The sequence below is a fragment of the Streptomyces sp. NPDC001714 genome (assembly GCF_042892755.1).
In the GTDB taxonomy this organism is placed as follows: Bacteria; Actinomycetota; Actinomycetes; order Streptomycetales; family Streptomycetaceae; genus Streptomyces.
On sequence record NZ_JBIAUL010000021.1, the window covers coordinates 1 to 16,762 of the forward strand.

Here is a 16,762-nt window from a genome sequence, read left to right on the forward strand (position 1 = left end):
GGTTACATTCCGAACCCGGAAGCTAAGCCTCACAGCGCCGATGGTACTGCAGGGGGGACCCTGTGGGAGAGTAGGACACCGCCGAACAATCTTTGGAAGGACCCCTGGTCCCAGCGTTCAGCTGGGACCAGGGGTCCTTTTGTTTTTACAATGCTTGCGGTACCGAAGACAGGAGTCACCATGTCCACCAACTCTCCCGACGACCGACCGGAGCGCGACCAGCGGCGACGGGACAGCGGTGACCGCGGCGAGCGTGGCGGACACCGCGGCGACCGCAACGACCGTGGGGACCGCGGCGGTTACGGTCGGCGCGACGACAACCGCGGTGGTGGTGGCGGCGGTTACGGCCGTCGTGATGACCGCCGTGATGACAACCGTGGTGGCGGCGGCTATGGCCGTCGTGACGACCGTCGTGATGACAACCGTGGCGGTGGTGGCGGCGGTTACGGCCGGCGTGATGACAACCGTGGCGGTAGTGGCGGTGGCGGTTACGGCCGGCGTGACGACACCCGTGGTTCTCGTCCGGGGTTCCAGCGTGATGACCGTGGTGGCGACCGGGGTGGCTATGGGCGTCGTGACGACCGCGATCGCGGTCCTCGTCGTGACGACCGTGGTGAGCGTCCCGCCTTCCGCCGTGACGACCGGCGTGATGACCGTGGTGAGCGTCCCGCTTTCCGGCGTGACGACCGCGACGACCGTGGCGGCTTCCGTCGAGACGACCGCCGTGACGACCGCCGTGATGACAACCGTGGTGGCGGCGGTTACGGCCGGCGTGACGACACCCGTGGTTCTCGTCCGGGGTTCCAGCGTGATGACCGTGGTGGCGACCGGGGTGGCTATGGGCGTCGTGACGACCGCGATCGCGGTCCTCGTCGTGACGACCGTGGTGAGCGTCCCGCCTTCCGCCGTGACGACCGGCGTGATGACCGTGGTGAGCGTCCCGCTTTCCGGCGTGACGACCGGCGTGATGACCGTGGTGAGCGTCCCGCTTTCCGGCGTGACGACCGCCGTGATGACCGTGGTGAGCGTCCCGCCTTCCGGCGTGACGACCGCGACGACCGTGGCGGCTTCCGTCGAGACGACCGCCGTGATGACAACCGTGGTGGCGGCGGTCACGGCCGGCGTGACGACACCCGCGGCGGCGACCGTGACACCCGCGGCGGCTTCCGCGGCCGTGACGACCGCCGTGACGACCGTGGCCGTGGCCCCCGTCGCGACGACAACCGCGGAGGTGGCGGGTACGGCCGTCGGGACGACAGCCGCGGAGGCGGTTACCGCGGCCGTGACGACCGCCGTGATGACAGGCGTGACGACAGGCGCGACGACCGGCGGGGCGGCGGCCGCTTCCGTGACGAGCGGGACCGGGACCGGGACCGTGAGCCGATCAAGCGCCTGCCCATCCCGGAGGACGTCACCGGCGAGGAGATCGACAAGGACGTACGGCAGGAGCTGCAGAGCCTGCCCAAGACGCTCGCGGAGGACGTCGCCAAGAACCTGGTGATGGTCGCCCGGCTCATCGACGACGACCCCGAGGGCGCCTACGGCTACTCCCGGGTGGCCCTGCGGCTGGCCTCCCGTGTCGCCGCCGTCCGGGAGGCGGCCGGGTTCGCCGCGTACGCGAACCAGAAGTACTCCGAGGCGCTTGCCGAGTTCCGGGCCGCCCGGCGCATGACCGGCACCGTCGACCTGTGGCCGGTGATGGCCGACTGCGAGCGTGGGCTCGGGCGGCCGGAGAAGGCGCTGGACATGGCCGGCGCCCCCGAGGTGCACAAGCTCGACAAGGCCGGCCAGGTCGAGATGCGGCTCGTCGCCGCCGGCGCCCGGCGTGACATGGGGCAGCTGGACGCGGCGATCGTGACGCTGCAGAGCTCCGAGCTGGCCTCCAACTCCGTACAGCCGTGGACCGCACGGCTGCGGTACGCCTACGCCGACGCCCTGCTCGCCGCAGGGCGGGCCGACGAGGCGCGGGAGTGGTTCGCCAAGGCAGTCGAGGCCGACCGGGACGGCAGCACGGACGCCTCCGACCGGCTGGCCGAGCTGGACGGGGTCGAGTTCGTCGACGCTCTGGACGAGGAGGAGCCCGATGAGACCCCGGACGTGACCGAGAGCGAGAGCGAGACCGCGACCGAGATCGTGGCCGGGACCGAGCCCGCCGCCGGGACCGAGCCCGCGGCCGGGACCGTCGCCGAGTCCGAGGACGAGAAGGACTGAGCTCAGCGGCTGAGTGACTGACAGAGGGCAGGCCCCGACCGGGGTCTGCCCTCTCTCTTTCAGACGTCGAGCGCTCGCAGTACCAGTCCCGATGCCGGCTTCGGGCCGAAGGACGTCGACTTGCGGGGCATCGTCACGCCCTGGCGGGCCAGGTCGCGGACGACCTCCTCGCGGACCGGGTGCATGAGGACGGCCGTACCGCCGTCGCGTTCGGCCTTGGCTACCGTCGCCGCCGTGTCGTGGATGTACGCGATGTGCGCGGGCGAGTCCTCGGGGATGCGCCAGACGTGGTCGAGGAGCGTGGCGTGCAGGACGGTGGCGTCCAGGGTGCGCCAGGCGGCCGGACGGTCGTCGGGGATCGTGCGGGCCAGGAGGTCCGGGTCCGGGCGGTCGATGAGGTGGAACGCGCCGTCGCCGGCCAGCAGGAACGCGTTGCCGGCCCAGGCCGCGTCCGCCAGCGCCTCCTGGGCCGCCGACAGGGGAACGTCGAGCCGTCGTACCCGGAACAGGCCCTTGACGTGCTCCAGCGCCTCCGCCACCGGCAGGCCGTGCAGCAGGCGGTGGATGGCGCGGACGCGCAGCGGGTAGCGGGCGGTGTCCACGAGGAGGACCAGGCCGTAGTCCCAGGGGCTGGGAGAGGTGTGCTCCGCGCGTAGACGCAGGTAGGTGGCCCAGCGGTGGTGGCCGTCGGCGATCAGGGCCTGGTGGCGGGCCAGGTCGGACTGGACGAGGGCCAGCTCGGCGGGGTCGGTGATCGACCAGAGGCGGTGGTGGAAGCCGTCCTCCGTGGTGGTGGCGAGGAGCGGGGGGCGGTCGGCGACGGTTTCGATGATCTCGGCGGTCGTGCCGTTGCCCCGGTAGGTGAGCAGGAGGGGTTCGAGGTTCGCCGAGGTGGCGCGCATCAGGGCCGCGCGGTCGGCGACGACCGGGGGCATGACCTCCTCGTGCGGCAGCACCACGCCCTCGGACGGCTCCGAGACCCGCAGGGCGCCGATGATGCCGCGCTGGAGCAGGCCGGTCCCGTCGTGCTGTTCGTAGACGTACAGGCCCGGTTCGGGATCCGCGGCGAGGATGCCCTCGGCCTGCCAGCGGTGCAGGGTGTCGGCCGCCTGTTCGGTTCCGGCGCTGGGGGTACCGGCCTGGGGAAGAATGAGGCGGACGATGTTGTGCGGGTCGGCGGACTGGAGGTGGTGTACTCCGTCGGGGCGTACGACGACGTCGTACGGCGGGGAGGTGACGGCGGCGAGGCTGCCGACCCGGTCGGGGTCGTAGCGAAGGCCTCGGAACGGGGTCAGTTCCAGGCCTCGGCGCTCCGTTGCTTCCGAGTGACCTGCAGTGTTCATCCCGGCATCGTACGTGTGTCAGTGGCGTGCGGGATGATCGATGGTGCAAGGCGGGTCGACGAGAAGTGACGAGGAGCGATGGGGATGAGCCAGGGCGTCAGGACTGGTCCCGAGGGCAGCGGACAGGCCCTGAGCACGGCGTACGACACGGCGCTGCTCGATCTGGACGGGGTGGTGTACGCGGGCGGCAGCGCGATCGCGCACGCCGTGGAGTCGCTGGAGGTCGCCCGCGCGGGCGGCATGCGTCTGGCGTACGTCACCAACAACGCGCTGCGGACACCGGACGCGGTGGCCGACCATCTCACCGAGCTGGGCATCCCGACGGGGGCCGGTGACGTCATCACCTCGGCGCAGGCGGTCGCGCGGCTGATCAGTGAGCAGGTGCCGGCCGGGGCGCGGGTGCTGGTGATCGGCGGGGAGGGGCTGCGGGTCGCGCTGCGGGAGCGGGGGCTCGAACCGGTGGAGTCCGCCGACGACGATCCGGCGGCCGTGGTGCAGGGGTACGGCGGCCTCGACCTGCCCTGGGGGCGGTTCGCCGAGGCGTCGTACGCCGTCGCGCGTGGAGTGCCGTGGTTCGCCTCCAACACGGATCTGACGATCCCGAGCGGGCGTGGGATCGCGCCGGGCAACGGCGCGGCGGTGGCGGTGGTCCGGATCGCGACGGGCGCCGAGCCGCAGGTGGCGGGGAAGCCGCTGCCGCCGATGCACCGGGAGACGATCCTGCGGACGGGTGCGGAGCGGCCGTTGGTGGTCGGGGACCGCCTGGACACCGACATCGAGGGCGCGTTCAACGGCGGGGTCGACTCGCTGCTCGTGCTGACCGGGGTCACCGACGGGCGCCAGTTGCTGGCCGCGCCGCCGCAGCACCGGCCGACCTATGTCGACGCCGACCTGCGCGGGCTGCTCACCGGGCAGCCGGAGGTCACGGCGGACGGCGACGGTTTCCGGTGCGGTGGCTGGACGGCGACGGCGGGTGCCGACCGGCTGGAGCTGGAGGGCGACGGCGAGGCGCTCGACGGGCTGCGGGCGCTGTGCGCGGCGGCCTGGACAGTGGCCGGAGACGGCTCCTGCGAGCTGGACGGAGACAAGTCACTGGCGCGGCTGGGGCTCTGAGGCCCCCGCACGTGAGGGGGGCCTGTCCGGGCCGGCACCGGGGCCCACGGGGACACGGCATCGAGGCCGAATGCGAGGGTAGGCTAACCTAACTACGTGTTGGTCGACAGTCCTCCCGAACAGCGCGCGGAGACCGCCCCCGCGCCCCCGACCCGTCGGGCGATACGGGCCCTCGGGCTCCTTGTCTCCCTCGTGATCCTGCTGCTCGTCGCCCTGGCGAGCATCGCGATCGGGGCGAAAGAGCTGCCGTTGGACCAGGTCTGGCACGGCCTGTTCCACGACACGGGGACGTACGGCGACGTCGTCGTCGACACGCGGCTGTCGCGGACCGTCCTCGGCCTGCTGGCCGGTGCCGCCCTCGGCCTGTCCGGGGCGGTGCTCCAGGCGCTCACCCGCAACCCGCTCGCCGACCCCGGTCTGCTCGGCATCAACGCGGGTGCGTCGGCCGCGGTGGTCACCGCCATCACCTACTTCGGCGTCAGCACCCTGAGCGGCTATGTGTGGTTCGCCTTCTTCGGGGCGGCGGCGGTGGGCGCGCTGGTGTGGTTCCTGGGCGGCAGCCGGGGCGCCACGCCGGTCCGGCTGGCGCTCGCCGGCACGGCGATCAGCGCCGCGCTGTACGGCTACCTCCAGGCCGTGATGATCACGGACGACGCGGCGCTCAACAAGTTGCGTTTCTGGACGGTCGGTTCGCTGGCCTCGGCCTCCAACTCGACGATCCTGCAGGTGCTCCCGTTCCTCGCGGCCGGCACCCTGCTCGCCCTCGGCCTCGCCCGGCCGCTGAACGCGGTGGCGATGGGCGACGACACCGCCCGCGCCCTCGGCGCCAACCTCAACCGGACCCGGGCGCTCGCCATGCTCGCCGCGACCGTGCTGTGCGGCGCGGCCACCGCCGCGTGCGGCCCGATCGCCTTCGTCGGCCTGATGGTCCCGCACGTGGTGCGCTCGTTCACCGGCCCGGACCTGCGCTGGATCCTGCCGTACGCGACGGTCCTGTCGCCCGTGCTGCTGCTCGGCGCCGATGTCGTCGGCCGGGTCGTGGCCCGTCCCGCGGAGCTCCAGGTCGGCATCGTCACCGCGATCATCGGCGGTCCGGTCTTCATTCTTCTCGTACGACGGCGCAGGACGGCCCAACTGTGAGGACCGCTGTGAAAACCGCTGTGAAAACCGCTGTGAAGACCACGCTCACTCTGCGTACCCCCGGCGGCCTCTCGCTGCGGACCGACGTGCGCGCGCTGGTCGTCGTCGTCGCGCTGCTGCTGGTCGCGTGCGCCGCGAGTGTCGTACTGATCGGCACGGGCGACTTCCCGATCTCCCTCGGTGACGTGCTGAAGACGCTGGCCGGGAACGGCACCGCCGGGCAGGACTTCGTCGTCAACGAACTGCGGCTGCCGCGGGTCCTGGTCGGTCTGCTGGTCGGTGCCTCGCTCGGGCTCGGCGGCGCGCTGTTCCAGTCGATCTCCCGCAACCCGCTGGGCAGCCCGGACGTCCTCGGCCTCTCCCAGGGCGCCACCTCCGGCGCGCTCGTCGTCATCGTGCTGCTGTCCGGGACCGCCGCCCAGGTCACCGTCGGCGCGCTGCTCGGCGGACTGGTGACCGGCCTCGCCATCTACCTCCTGGCCTGGAAGCAGGGCGTGCACGGCTACCGGCTGGTCCTGGTCGGCATCGGTGTGTCCGCGGTCGTCACCGCGGTCAACGGCTATCTGCTCACCAAGGCCGACCTGGTCGACGCGACCCGCGCGGTCGTCTGGATGACCGGCTCCCTCGACGGCCGTGACTGGAGCCAGGTCTGGCCGCTGCTCGCGCTGTGCGCGGTCCTCGTGCCGCTGGTCCTCGCCAACGCGCAGGGCCTGCGGATGATGGAGATGGGCGACGACGTGTCGAACGCCCTCGGGGTGCGCGTGGAGCGGGTACGGATGCTGCTGATGGTGGCCGCCGTGCTGCTGACCGCGGCCGCCACCGCCGCCGCCGGGCCCGTCGGCTTCGTGGCCCTCACCGCCCCTCAGCTCGCCCGCCGGCTCACCCGTTCACCCGGCCCCAACCTGGTGCCCTCCCTCTGCATGGGCGCCGCCCTCCTGGTCACCGCCGACTGGGCCTCGCAGCGCGCCTTCGGCGCCGACCAGCTGCCCGTGGGCGTGGTCACCGGTGTTCTCGGCGGTGTCTACCTGCTCTGGCTCCTCGTCACCGAGCGCCGGGCAGGCCGGATATGAGCGCGACCCCCCAGCCGAACCACGCGTCAGCCGGCGAGCCAGACAGCAAGAGGAGCACCGTGAACCGCCTGTCCGCCGAGAACGTCACCCTCGCCTATGACCAGCGCGTCATCGCCGAGCAGCTGTCGGTGGACATCCCCGACAACTCCTTCACGGTGATCGTCGGCCCCAATGCCTGCGGCAAGTCGACGCTGCTGCGCGCGCTGTCCCGGATGCTCAGGCCGAGTGAGGGCCAGGTGCTCCTCGACGGCCAGGTCATCCAGTCGATGCCCGCGAAGAAGGTCGCCCGCACGCTGGGCCTGCTCCCGCAGTCGTCCATCGCGCCCGACGGCATCACCGTCGGCGACCTGGTCGGCCGCGGCCGCTACCCGCACCAGGGCATCCTGCGCCAGTGGTCCGCCGAGGACGAACGGGTCGTCCAGGAGTCGATGGCGCAGACCGGCGTCGCCGAACTCGCCGACCGGTACGTCGACGAACTCTCCGGCGGCCAGCGGCAACGCGTCTGGATCGCCATGGCGCTCGCCCAGCAGACCCCGCTGCTGCTCCTCGACGAGCCGACCACCTACCTGGACATCCAGCACCAGATCGACGTCCTCGACCTGTGCGCCGAACTCCACGAGGAGCAGGGGCGGACGCTGGTCGCCGTGCTGCACGACCTCAACCACGCGGCCCGCTACGCCACCCACCTCATCGCGCTCAAGAGCGGCCGGGTCGTCGCCGAGGGCGCCCCGAACGACATCGTCACCGCCGAGCTGGTCGAGGAGGTCTTCGGGCTGCGCTGCCAGGTCGTCGACGACCCGGAGACGGGGACCCCGCTGGTGGTACCGGCGGCGCGCAAGGCCCGCGTCAGGACGGCGCGGTAGGACGTACGAGACGTGTCAGGAGAGCCGGAGGAGGCAGAGGTGCTAGAGGAGCTTGCGGAGGCGGAACAGGTCCAGCAGGTTCGCGTCCAGCTTCACCCGGCCCGAACCCCAGGCGCCGGCGAAGTTCAGCTCCCCGTCGACCAGGGCCACCAGGTCGTCACCGGCCATGGCGAGTCTGATCTGCGCCTTCTCCCGCGGCGGCCCGGAGAACGTCTCCTCGACCTCGATCCGGCCGCCGGTGAGCCGGCCGGCGAAGGTGACGTCCAGGTCGGTGATGTGGCAGCTCACCGAGCGGTCCATGGCGGCGGCCGCGCGGACGTCGCCCTCGGCGCCGCCCATGCTGTGCGAGAGCTTGTCGAGTGCGGCGCGGCACTCCTCGATCGTGGCCATCGCGATCGACGGTACCCCAGCGCTTCGATGTAGCGTCGGGGCATGACCGACTCTGTGCCCGAAGGCCTGGTGGCGGCCTCGGCGACGGAGGCCGAGGAAGCGGCCGCCGTCGAACCCGAGTACGACCCCGCCGCTCCCGCCCCGCTGAACGTGCCCCGCCCCCCCACCGGCAACGCCGAGGTCGACGCACAGCTCGACCGGCTGGCCGACGCCGACCACCTCGGCACGGACGGGCATCTGGAGGTGTACGAGGATGTACACGGGGGGCTGCGCGACGCGCTGACCGCGCTCGACGCCCGCCCGGGACCTCCGGGCCCCCCGGCGCCCGCGCCGCCGGGCGCCAACCGGGCGCCCGCACCGTCGTACCACCAGAGCAGGAGCTGAACCCACCGTGGCAGGAGTCGCACGTCGCCGTCTGGACGCGGAGCTGGTCCGCCGGAAGCTGGCGCGCTCGCGCGAGCACGCCAGCCAGCTGATCGCCGCCGGGCGGGTCACCGTCGGCAAGGCCGTCGCGACCAAGCCAGCGACCCAGGTGGAGACCGCCGCGGCCATCGTCGTCCAGGCCGACGACAGCGATCCCGAGTACGTGTCGCGGGGCGGCCACAAGCTCGCCGGCGCGCTGGCGGCGTTCGTGCCGCAGGGCCTGGTGGTCGAGGGACGGCGGGCGCTGGACGCCGGTGCGTCGACCGGGGGCTTCACCGATGTGCTGCTGCGCGCGGGGGCCGCGCACGTCGTCGCAGTCGACGTCGGATACGGCCAACTCGCGTGGTCTCTGCAGAGCGATGAACGCGTCACCGTCAAGGACCGTACGAACGTACGCGAGTTGACGCTTGAAGCGATCGATGGGGAGCCTGTGGATCTTGTCGTGGGTGATCTGTCCTTCATCCCGCTCGGGCTGGTGCTGCCGGCCCTGGCGCGGTGCGTGAAGCCGGACGCCGACCTGGTGATGATGGTCAAGCCGCAGTTCGAGGTGGGCAAGGAGAGGCTGGGCAGCGGGGGAGTGGTACGGAGTCCGCAGCTGCGCGCGGAGGCCGTGCGGGGGGTTGCCGAGAAGGCGTGGGAGCTGGGGCTCGGGGTGAACGGTGTCACCGCCAGTCCGCTGCCCGGGCCGTCCGGCAACGTCGAGTACTTTCTGTGGCTGCGGGCCGGCGCACCCCAGTTGGATCCGGCCGACGTTGACCGTGCAGTGGCGGAGGGGCCGCGTTGACACAGAACCGAGCTCGTACTGTTTTCCTGCTGGCCCACACCGGGCGGCCTGCGGCGATCCGCAGCGCCGAACTCGTGGTCAAGGGGCTGCTGGCGGCCGGAGTCGGCGTCCGGGTCCTGGATTTCGAGGCCCGCGACCTGCCGCTGCCCGACGAGGTGGAACTCGTCGAGGAGGCCTCGCCGCACAGCCTCGACGGCTGCGAGCTGCTGATCGTGCTCGGCGGTGACGGGACGCTGTTGCGCGGCGCCGAGTTCGCGCGGGCGTCCGGGGTGCCGATGCTCGGCGTCAACCTCGGGAGCGTCGGGTTCCTCGCGGAGGCCGAGCGGGACGACCTCGACAAGGTCGTGGACCGGGTGGTGACCCGGGCGTACGAGGTCGAGGAACGGATGACCGTCGACGTCGTCGTGCACCGCAACGGCGACATCGTGCACACCGACTGGGCGCTGAACGAGGCGGCCGTGCAGAAGGCGGGCGCCGAGAAGCTCCTCGAAGTGGTGCTGGAGATCGACGGGCGGCCGGTGACCGGGTTCGGCTGCGACGGCATCGTGCTGTCGACGCCGACCGGGTCGACGGCGTACGCGTTCTCCGCGGGCGGGCCGGTGGTGTGGCCGGAGGTGGAGGCGCTGCTGATGGTGCCGATCTCCGCGCACGCGCTGTTCGCGAAGCCGCTGGTGACCTCGCCGGACTCGGTGCTGGCGGTGGAGGTGCTGCCGCACATCCAGCCGGGGGTGCTGTGGTGCGACGGACGCCGGACCGTTGAGCTGCCGCCGGGGGCCCGGGTCGAGGTGCGGCGGGGGGCCGTGCCGGTGCGGCTGGCGCGGCTGCATCACGCGTCGTTCACGGATCGGCTGGTGGCGAAGTTCGCGTTGCCGGTGTCCGGGTGGCGGGGGGCGCCGCACTAGCGGTCCGTGGGGGGTGGCCGGGGAGCTTCGGCGGCTGCGGGTGATTCGTGGCTTGTCGCGCAGTTCCCCGCGCCCCTTCAGGCAGGGACACCCGCCCGAGTGACAAGGGCACCTCGCACTTCTCGGCCCGGACCTCGTAAGGTCTTCCCCGTGCTGGAAGAAATGCGGATACGGTCACTCGGGGTCATCGACGACGCCGTCGTGGAGCTGTCGCCGGGGTTCACCGCCGTCACCGGTGAGACCGGTGCGGGCAAGACCATGGTGGTCACCAGCCTGGGGCTGCTGCTCGGGGGGCGGGCGGATCCCGCGCTCGTGCGGATCGGGTCCGAGAGGGCGGTCGTCGAGGGCCGGGTCACCGTGCCCGCCGGAGCCTCGGCCGCCGTACGGGCCGAGGAGGCCGGCGCCGAGCTGGACGACGGGGCGCTGCTGATCAGCCGTACCGTTTCCGCCGAGGGGCGCTCGCGGGCGCACCTGGGCGGGCGGAGCGTGCCCGTGGGGCTGCTCGCCGAGCTCGCCGACGAGCTGGTGGCCGTGCACGGGCAGACCGACCAGCAGGGGCTGCTGAAGCTGTCCCGGCAGCGGCAGGCCCTCGACCGGTACGCGGGCGACGGGGTCGCCGTGCCGCTGGCCAAGTACGGCGAGGCCTACCGGCGGCTGCGGGCCGTGGCGGTCGAGCTGGAGGAGATCGTCACGCGCGCGCGTGAGCGGGCCCAGGAGGCCGACATGCTCCGCTACGGGCTGGACGAGATCGCGGGTGTGGAGCCGCGGGCCGGCGAGGACGTCGAGCTCGCCGAGGAGGCCGAGCGGCTCGGGCACGCCGAGGCGCTGTCGTCCGCCGCGACCGCCGCGCACGCCGCGCTCGCGGGCAATCCCGAGGACCCCGAGGGCATCGACGCGGCCACCCTCGTCGCGGGTGCCCACCGGGCCCTGGAGGCCGTACGGTCGCACGACCCGGCGCTCTCCGCGCTCGCCGACCGGATCGGCGAGATCGGGATCCTGCTGGGCGATGTGGCGGGCGAGCTGGCCGGGTACGCCGACGACCTGGACGCCGATCCGCTGCGGCTCGCGGCCGTGGAGGAGCGCCGCGCCGCGCTCACGGCGCTCACCCGCAAATACGGTGAGAACATCGATGCGGTGCTGGCGTGGGCCGAGCAGGGCGCCGCGCGGCTCACCGAACTCGACGGCGACGACGAGCGGATCGACGAGCTGACCGCCGAGCGGGACGCCCTGCGGGTCGAACTGGGCGGTCTCGCACAGGCCTTGACCGATGCGCGTACCGAGGCCGCCGAGCGGTTCGCGGCCGCCGTCACCGCCGAGCTGGGCTCCCTCGCGATGCCGCACGCGCGCGTGTCCTTCGCCATCCGGCAGACCGAGGACCCCGAGGGCGTGGAGGTCGGCGGCCGGGCGGTGGCCTACGGCCCGGCGGGCGCCGACGAGGTCGAGCTCCTCCTCGCCCCGCACCCCGGCGCCCCGCCCCGCCCCATCGCCAAGGGCGCGTCCGGCGGTGAGCTGTCCCGCGTGATGCTCGCCGTGGAGGTCGTCTTCGCCGGCACCGACCCGGTCCCGACGTACCTCTTCGACGAGGTCGACGCGGGCGTGGGCGGCAAGGCGGCGGTGGAGATCGGGCGGCGCCTGGCCAAGCTCGCCAGGTCCGCGCAGGTGGTCGTCGTCACCCACCTTCCCCAGGTCGCCGCCTTCGCCGACCGTCAGCTGCTGGTCGAGAAGACCAACGACGGCTCGGTCACCCGGTCGGGAGTGAAGGTGCTGGAGGGCGAGGAGCGGGTACGGGAGCTGTCCCGCATGCTGGCCGGTCAGGAGGACTCGGAGACGGCACGGGCGCACGCCGAGGAACTGCTGGCCACGGCACGGGCGGATCGCTGACGCGGCGCTGACCGCGGGGCGGGTGACGGGGCGTCACCCGCCCCGCGGCCGTTCCCCCCTGCCGGTCGGAAGCTGCCGGCCGCTTCCCCCGCGATGACGTTTTCGTCACCCTCCCGGGTGACACGGTCCGCCGCATTGCCCCGGCCCGCCTCGGTATGTGCCTTCCCGGCGTGTCCGGAACACCCCTGTGTGCTGGCATCCTTGAGGGGGACGCGGTGCCCGGGGGAGGCGCGCGCGGTGATGCCCCCGGCCCCGATACCTTCTGTACGTTCCCTCGTGACCGCCCCACGCCGAACCAGGAGCCCCGGCCGCGTGAGCCCCGTGAGCAGCAACGCACCGCACGGTCAGTCGCCGCTGCGCACCGTGCAGGTGCTCGGCGGCGGCAACGCCGGCAGCAGCGCGCACGTGCGTTCGCTGGCCGCCGGCCTCGTCGCGCGGGGCGTGCGGGTCACGGTCTGCGCCCCCGCCGAGGCCGATCGCGCCTACGGCTTCTCGGGCGTCGGCGCCGACCATGTGCACGTGCCGCGCAGCAGCGACCCGGGATCGGTGGCGGCGCTCCGCGCGGCCTGCACGGACGCCGACCTGGTGCACGCCCACGGGCTGCACGCGTCCTTCCGCGCGGCGCTGGCGCTGAGCGGCCGCAGTACCCCGCTCGTCGTCACCTGGCACAACCGGGCCCATGCCGAGGGCGCCCGGGCGCATCTGCTGAGGATGCTGGAGCGGCGGGTGGTGCGGGCGGCCGCCGTGGTGCTCGGGACCACCTCCGACCTGGTGGACCGGGCCCGCCGTACCGGCGCCCGTGACGCCCGGCTCGCCGCCGTGGCGCTGCCCGGCCTGCGGCGGCCCGTCGACGAGGACGAGGGGGAGCGGCTGCGGCCCAAGGTACGGGCCGAACTCGGCGCCATGGGGCGGCCGTTGCTCATCGCCGTCGGCTCCCTCGACCGGCACCGAGGCTACGACTTCCTGCTGGACGCGACGCGCGCCTGGTGCCGCCTCGATCCCGTACCGCTCGTCGTCATCGCCGGCGAGGGGCCGCTACGCCCTGCGTTGCAGCGGCGGATCGAGGACGAGGAGCTGCCGGTGCGGCTGATCGGGCGCCGCGACGACGTCGCCGAGCTGCTCGCCGCCGCCGATCTGGCGCTGCTGCCCAGCAGTTGGGAGTCCCGCTCCGTCCTCGCGCAGGAGGCCCTGCACGCGCGCGTGCCGCTCGTCGCGACCGCCGTCGGCGGCATCCCCGACCTGGTCGGAGACGCGGCGGAGCTGGTCGCGTACGGCGACGCACGGGCCCTCGCCGACACCGTCGTACGCCTGCTCGACGACCCCGAGCGCTGCGCGGAGCTGCGCGAGCGGGGTGCCCGGCAGGCGGCGAGCTGGCCCACGGAGGACGAGACCGTGGCCCAAGTCCTGAGCGTGTACGACGAGTTGACGCAACCCCGGCCGCTGCCGTGAGGCCGTGAGGCCCTAGGGGGCGTGGCGGCGGGCCCGCAGGGCCAGGTTCAACGCCAGGACCACCTGCGGGTCGTCGAGGTCCGTGCCCAGCAACTCCCCGATGCGGGCGAGGCGGTTGTAGAGGGTCTGCCGGTTGAGGTGGAGTTCACGGGCCGTCTCCGCCTTGCGGCCCGCGTGCGCCAGGTAGCTCTCCAGGGTGGGCAGCAGCGGCGGCTTGGAGCGGTGGTCGTGGTCGCGCAGCGGGCCGATCGCGCGGTCGACGAAGGCCGCCAGGTCGGGGTGGTCGCGCAGCCGCCACAGCAGGAGGTCGATGTCGAGGCGGCGGGCGTCGTACCAGAGCCGGTCGGAGAGGCCCTGGGCCGCGGTCGCCGTCTCGGCCGCGTGCCGCAGGCCCGCCGAGGCCGCCGCCCAGCCGCCGGCCGCGCCGACCACCACGACCGGCGGAGCGGCTCCGGGGCGCTGCATCCCGGCGCGCTCCACCCCCGCCCTGAGCGCCGCCGCGACCCGGTCCGCGACCGTCGTCCGCTCCGCCTCCGAGCGCAGGCCCAGGAGCAGCGGGACACGGCCCTCGACCGGTCGTACACCCAGCAGGACGGGCACGCCCACCGCGGCCAGTTCCTCACCCACCGCGCGGGCCAGCACCGCCCAGCCCCCGCCGGGGGACAGGGAGTCGCCGACCCGCATGACCACCGGCAGCAGCGGGCTGCTACCGGGCTTGAAGCCGAGCACGCGGGCCTGCGCCGGGGCGTCCTCGGCGGTGATCCGGCCCTCGGCGAGGTCGGTCAGGAAGTCGCCGCGCCCGCGCGCCGCCAGCTCCTCCTCCTGGCGGGCCTGCATCAGGACGACGGCCAGGATCCCGGCGGCGCGTTCGGCGGCGATGCGGTGCACGGGCGCGAGCGGCCCACGGACGGGCAGGAGGACCAGCCGGGCGCGCACCGAACCCGTCCCCGGCCCCCCGCCGGGCACGTCCACCAGTACCACCCCGCTCGGCGGCGGCGCATCCTTGTGCTGACCGCGCAGCCCCTCCCACACCTGGAGCGGGTCGGCCCCCGCGGGTCCCGACCCGGCAGCGTACAGGAGCTGGCCGTCGGCGGTCTCCAGGAAGACCGGGTTGCCGCCGAAGTCGGCCAGGATGGCCAGCACCTGGGGGACACCGCCGCCGCCCAGCAGGGCCTCGGTGCAGCGGCGGTGCACCTCCTCGGCGCGCTGCAGGAGGGCGTAGTGGTGGTTGACGATCTCGGTGTGGATCTCCTCCGTCACCGTCACGAACGGCACCTCGCGGTGCAGCACGACGAGCGGCAGCCCGGTCGCCCGGGCGGTGTCGACGAGGGTGGCGGGCAGCCGGGAGAAACGCGCGCCCAGCTCCACCACCAGGGCGGCGATGCCCCGCTCGGCGAGCGTGCGCACGAACGCCCGCTGTTCGGCGGGGCGGGTGCCCAGGCCGTAGCCGGTGGTCAGCAGCAGTTCGCCGCCCTTCAGCAGCGAGGCGATGTTCGGTACCTCGCCCGCGTGCACCCAGCGCACGGTGCGGCTCAGCCGGTCGGCGCCCGCCAGGATCTCCGGGAGCCCGCTGCGGAGCGCGGGCAGCTCCAGTGCCCGCTGCACGGTGATCCCGGCGCCCTGGTTGTCGGGTCCGCTGCCCCTACCGCTGTCCATGGAGCGGACGCTACCTGGGTGAACGCCTTCAGGGCACCTTGCGGGGAGCGCTCCGCTGGAGTGCCGCGACAATGCCGTCTGTCGACCGTGGCGCCGTCGTGGCTGGTCGCGCAGTTCCGCCCCCCAAGCCTTCGGCCGGGGGCACCCCCAGCGCCCCTTTGGGGCGCGGCTCAGAGCGGCCTGATGGTGTGGTTGAAGCGGAAGACGTTGTCGGGGTCCCACCGCCGCTTCACCTTGCCGAGCCGCAGCGCGTTCCCCACGCCCAGACCGGCCCGTACCCGCTCCGGGCCCTCGTCCCCGACGAGGTTCAGGGGGACCGCGCCGGTGGCCCACGGCCGGACCCCGGCACGGACGTCCCGCACCCAGGCGATCGCCCGCTCGTCGTCGGCCGGGTCCGCCCAGATCCCGACGGGGTGCACCACCCAGGCCGCGTCCTGATAGGCCACCGGATACGCAGTCGGCCCCGAGGCGATCGCGCCGCCCATCGGGAACAACAGATGCTGCGAGCGGCTCGGCATCGGCATGCCCTCCGCACAGCCGCACCAGGCGTCCACCGCGTCGTCGGGCAGAGCGGCCAGACACTCGGCCGACCAGTGGTTCCGCAACCCGGACGGAAGGTCGAGCAGACACTGCGCCTCGCTGTACGGCAGCGGTCCGACGGCCTCCGCCTCGTGCGGCAGCGCGAGCAGCGGCGCGGCGACCTTGCACAGGCCCTCCTCGCCGCCCGCGTACGTCACGAGCACGGCGCACACCCGTTCGCCGTCGGCGGCGCGGTACAGGACCGCCCCGCCCACCTCGTCGGGACCGGTGCCGATCACCTCGCGGAAGGCGTGGACGACGTCCGGGCCGGCCGAGACCGGGTACCGCAGCAGCGCGACCGAGAACACCGGCAGCTCGTGCAGCCGGAGCGTGAGCGCGGTGACGACGCCGAAGTTCCCGCCGGCGCCGTGCAGGGCCCAGAACAGCTCCTGGTTCTCGTCGGCGCCGGCGTGGACGCGCTCGCCGTCGGCGGTCACCAGCTCCACGCCCAGCAGACTGTCGACGGCCAGGCCAAAGGCACGGTCCAGCCACCCCGACCCGCCGCCCAGCACGAAGCCGCCGACTCCGGTGGTGGAGGCCCGGGACCCGGTGGTGGCGAGACCGTAGGCCTGGGCCGCCCGGTCCAGACGGCTCATGACGGCCCCGCCCTGCACCCGGACGGCCTCCGTCACCGGGTCGACGGTCACCTCGTCCATCCGGCGCAGATCCACCACGAGCGCGCCCTCGGCGACCGCCGAGCCCGCGACGCTGTGGCCACCGCCGCGGATCGCGATGTGCAGATCCAGCTCCCGCCCGAACCGCACCGCCCGGACCACGTCGGCGTCGTCCGCACACTGGGCGATCACGGCAGGCCGCCGGTCGACCATGCCGTTGAACACGGTCCGGGCCGCGTCGTACCCCGGGTCCCCGGGGGCGAACACGTCGCCGCCCAGATCCTCACGAAGCTCGGCGAGAGCCGTGTGCGCCCTCGACAGGGGAGCCATGGTCACCAGCCTAA

The 16,762-nt window shown here is 73.5% G+C and carries 15 protein-coding genes and 1 rRNA gene; 11 read left to right on the forward strand and 5 right to left on the reverse strand.

The features are described 5' to 3' along the window. Positions 1-87: ribosomal RNA gene (gene rrf / locus ACFY0P_RS40615) — 5S ribosomal RNA — on the forward strand; the annotation flags it as partial. A 30-nt stretch (positions 88-117) separates the two neighbouring features. Here rrf and ACFY0P_RS40620 read toward each other — a convergent pair. Beyond that, a complete protein-coding gene (locus ACFY0P_RS40620) occupies positions 118-1,116 on the reverse strand; it encodes a hypothetical protein (protein ID WP_388925898.1) in 999 nt (332 codons plus the stop codon). A gap of 276 nt (positions 1,117-1,392) precedes the next feature. Between ACFY0P_RS40620 and ACFY0P_RS40625 the strand changes: the two genes are divergently transcribed. Beyond that, positions 1,393-2,211 carry a tetratricopeptide repeat protein gene (locus ACFY0P_RS40625; RefSeq protein WP_388925878.1) on the forward strand — a complete coding sequence of 273 codons (819 nt, stop codon included), beginning with the start codon at positions 1,393-1,395 and terminating at the stop codon, positions 2,209-2,211. Positions 2,212-2,270: 59 nt separating this feature from the next. On the opposite strand, the gene ACFY0P_RS40630 is transcribed toward ACFY0P_RS40625, so the two are convergent. Beyond that, positions 2,271-3,554: a DUF1015 domain-containing protein gene (locus tag ACFY0P_RS40630; protein WP_388925425.1), complete on the reverse strand. Its 1,284-nt coding sequence runs from the start codon at positions 3,552-3,554 to the stop codon at positions 2,271-2,273. Between the two features lie 84 nt (positions 3,555-3,638). On the opposite strand from ACFY0P_RS40630, the gene ACFY0P_RS40635 reads away from it, so the two are divergent. The 4 genes from ACFY0P_RS40635 to ACFY0P_RS40650 all read left to right on the forward strand — a co-directional run bounded on the left by ACFY0P_RS40635 (position 3,639) and on the right by ACFY0P_RS40650 (position 7,740). After that, positions 3,639-4,667 carry an HAD hydrolase-like protein gene (locus tag ACFY0P_RS40635; RefSeq protein ID WP_388925428.1) on the forward strand — a complete coding sequence of 343 codons (1,029 nt, stop codon included), beginning with the start codon at positions 3,639-3,641 and terminating at the stop codon, positions 4,665-4,667. A gap of 96 nt (positions 4,668-4,763) precedes the next feature. After that, positions 4,764-5,807: a FecCD family ABC transporter permease gene (locus ACFY0P_RS40640; RefSeq protein ID WP_388925431.1), complete on the forward strand. Its 1,044-nt coding sequence runs from the start codon at positions 4,764-4,766 to the stop codon at positions 5,805-5,807. Positions 5,808-5,839: 32 nt separating this feature from the next. After that, positions 5,840-6,877 carry a FecCD family ABC transporter permease gene (locus ACFY0P_RS40645; protein WP_388925434.1) on the forward strand — a complete coding sequence of 346 codons (1,038 nt, stop codon included), beginning with the start codon at positions 5,840-5,842 and terminating at the stop codon, positions 6,875-6,877. Then, positions 6,874-7,740 carry an ABC transporter ATP-binding protein gene (locus ACFY0P_RS40650; protein WP_388925437.1) on the forward strand — a complete coding sequence of 289 codons (867 nt, stop codon included), beginning with the start codon at positions 6,874-6,876 and terminating at the stop codon, positions 7,738-7,740. The genes ACFY0P_RS40645 and ACFY0P_RS40650 overlap by 4 nt, the downstream gene beginning before the upstream one ends. A gap of 42 nt (positions 7,741-7,782) precedes the next feature. Here the strand turns inward: ACFY0P_RS40650 and ACFY0P_RS40655 are convergent, their stop codons facing one another. Beyond that, positions 7,783-8,130: a sterol-binding protein gene (locus ACFY0P_RS40655; RefSeq protein WP_388925440.1), complete on the reverse strand. Its 348-nt coding sequence runs from the start codon at positions 8,128-8,130 to the stop codon at positions 7,783-7,785. A 42-nt stretch (positions 8,131-8,172) separates the two neighbouring features. Here ACFY0P_RS40655 and ACFY0P_RS40660 point away from each other — a divergent pair, with 42 nt between their 5' ends. The 5 genes from ACFY0P_RS40660 (at position 8,173) to ACFY0P_RS40680 (ending at position 13,569) form a co-directional block, all read left to right on the forward strand. After that, positions 8,173-8,514: a hypothetical protein gene (locus tag ACFY0P_RS40660; RefSeq protein WP_388925443.1), complete on the forward strand. Its 342-nt coding sequence runs from the start codon at positions 8,173-8,175 to the stop codon at positions 8,512-8,514. 7 nt (positions 8,515-8,521) lie between these two features. Next, positions 8,522-9,337 (forward strand): TlyA family RNA methyltransferase, encoded by an 816-nt coding sequence (locus ACFY0P_RS40665; RefSeq protein ID WP_388925446.1) that lies wholly within the window; start codon positions 8,522-8,524, stop codon positions 9,335-9,337. Then, positions 9,334-10,239, forward strand: coding sequence for an NAD kinase (locus tag ACFY0P_RS40670; RefSeq protein ID WP_388925449.1), 906 nt, complete (start codon positions 9,334-9,336; stop codon positions 10,237-10,239). The genes ACFY0P_RS40665 and ACFY0P_RS40670 overlap by 4 nt, the downstream gene beginning before the upstream one ends. Positions 10,240-10,401: 162 nt before the next feature. Then, a complete protein-coding gene (gene recN, locus ACFY0P_RS40675; protein WP_388925881.1) occupies positions 10,402-12,120 on the forward strand; it encodes a DNA repair protein RecN in 1,719 nt (572 codons plus the stop codon). A gap of 312 nt (positions 12,121-12,432) precedes the next feature. Continuing rightward, positions 12,433-13,569, forward strand: a complete 1,137-nt coding sequence (locus tag ACFY0P_RS40680; protein ID WP_388925452.1) for a glycosyltransferase family 4 protein — start codon at positions 12,433-12,435, stop codon at positions 13,567-13,569. A 12-nt stretch (positions 13,570-13,581) separates the two neighbouring features. On the opposite strand, the gene ACFY0P_RS40685 is transcribed toward ACFY0P_RS40680, so the two are convergent. Both ACFY0P_RS40685 and ACFY0P_RS40690 read right to left on the reverse strand, forming a co-directional pair. Then, positions 13,582-15,225, reverse strand: coding sequence for a PucR family transcriptional regulator (locus ACFY0P_RS40685; RefSeq protein ID WP_388925455.1), 1,644 nt, complete (start codon positions 15,223-15,225; stop codon positions 13,582-13,584). A 170-nt stretch (positions 15,226-15,395) separates the two neighbouring features. Then, complete coding sequence (locus ACFY0P_RS40690; protein WP_388925458.1) at positions 15,396-16,748, reverse strand: FAD-binding oxidoreductase; 1,353 nt, start codon at positions 16,746-16,748, stop codon at positions 15,396-15,398. Positions 16,749-16,762: the final 14 nt, after the last annotated feature.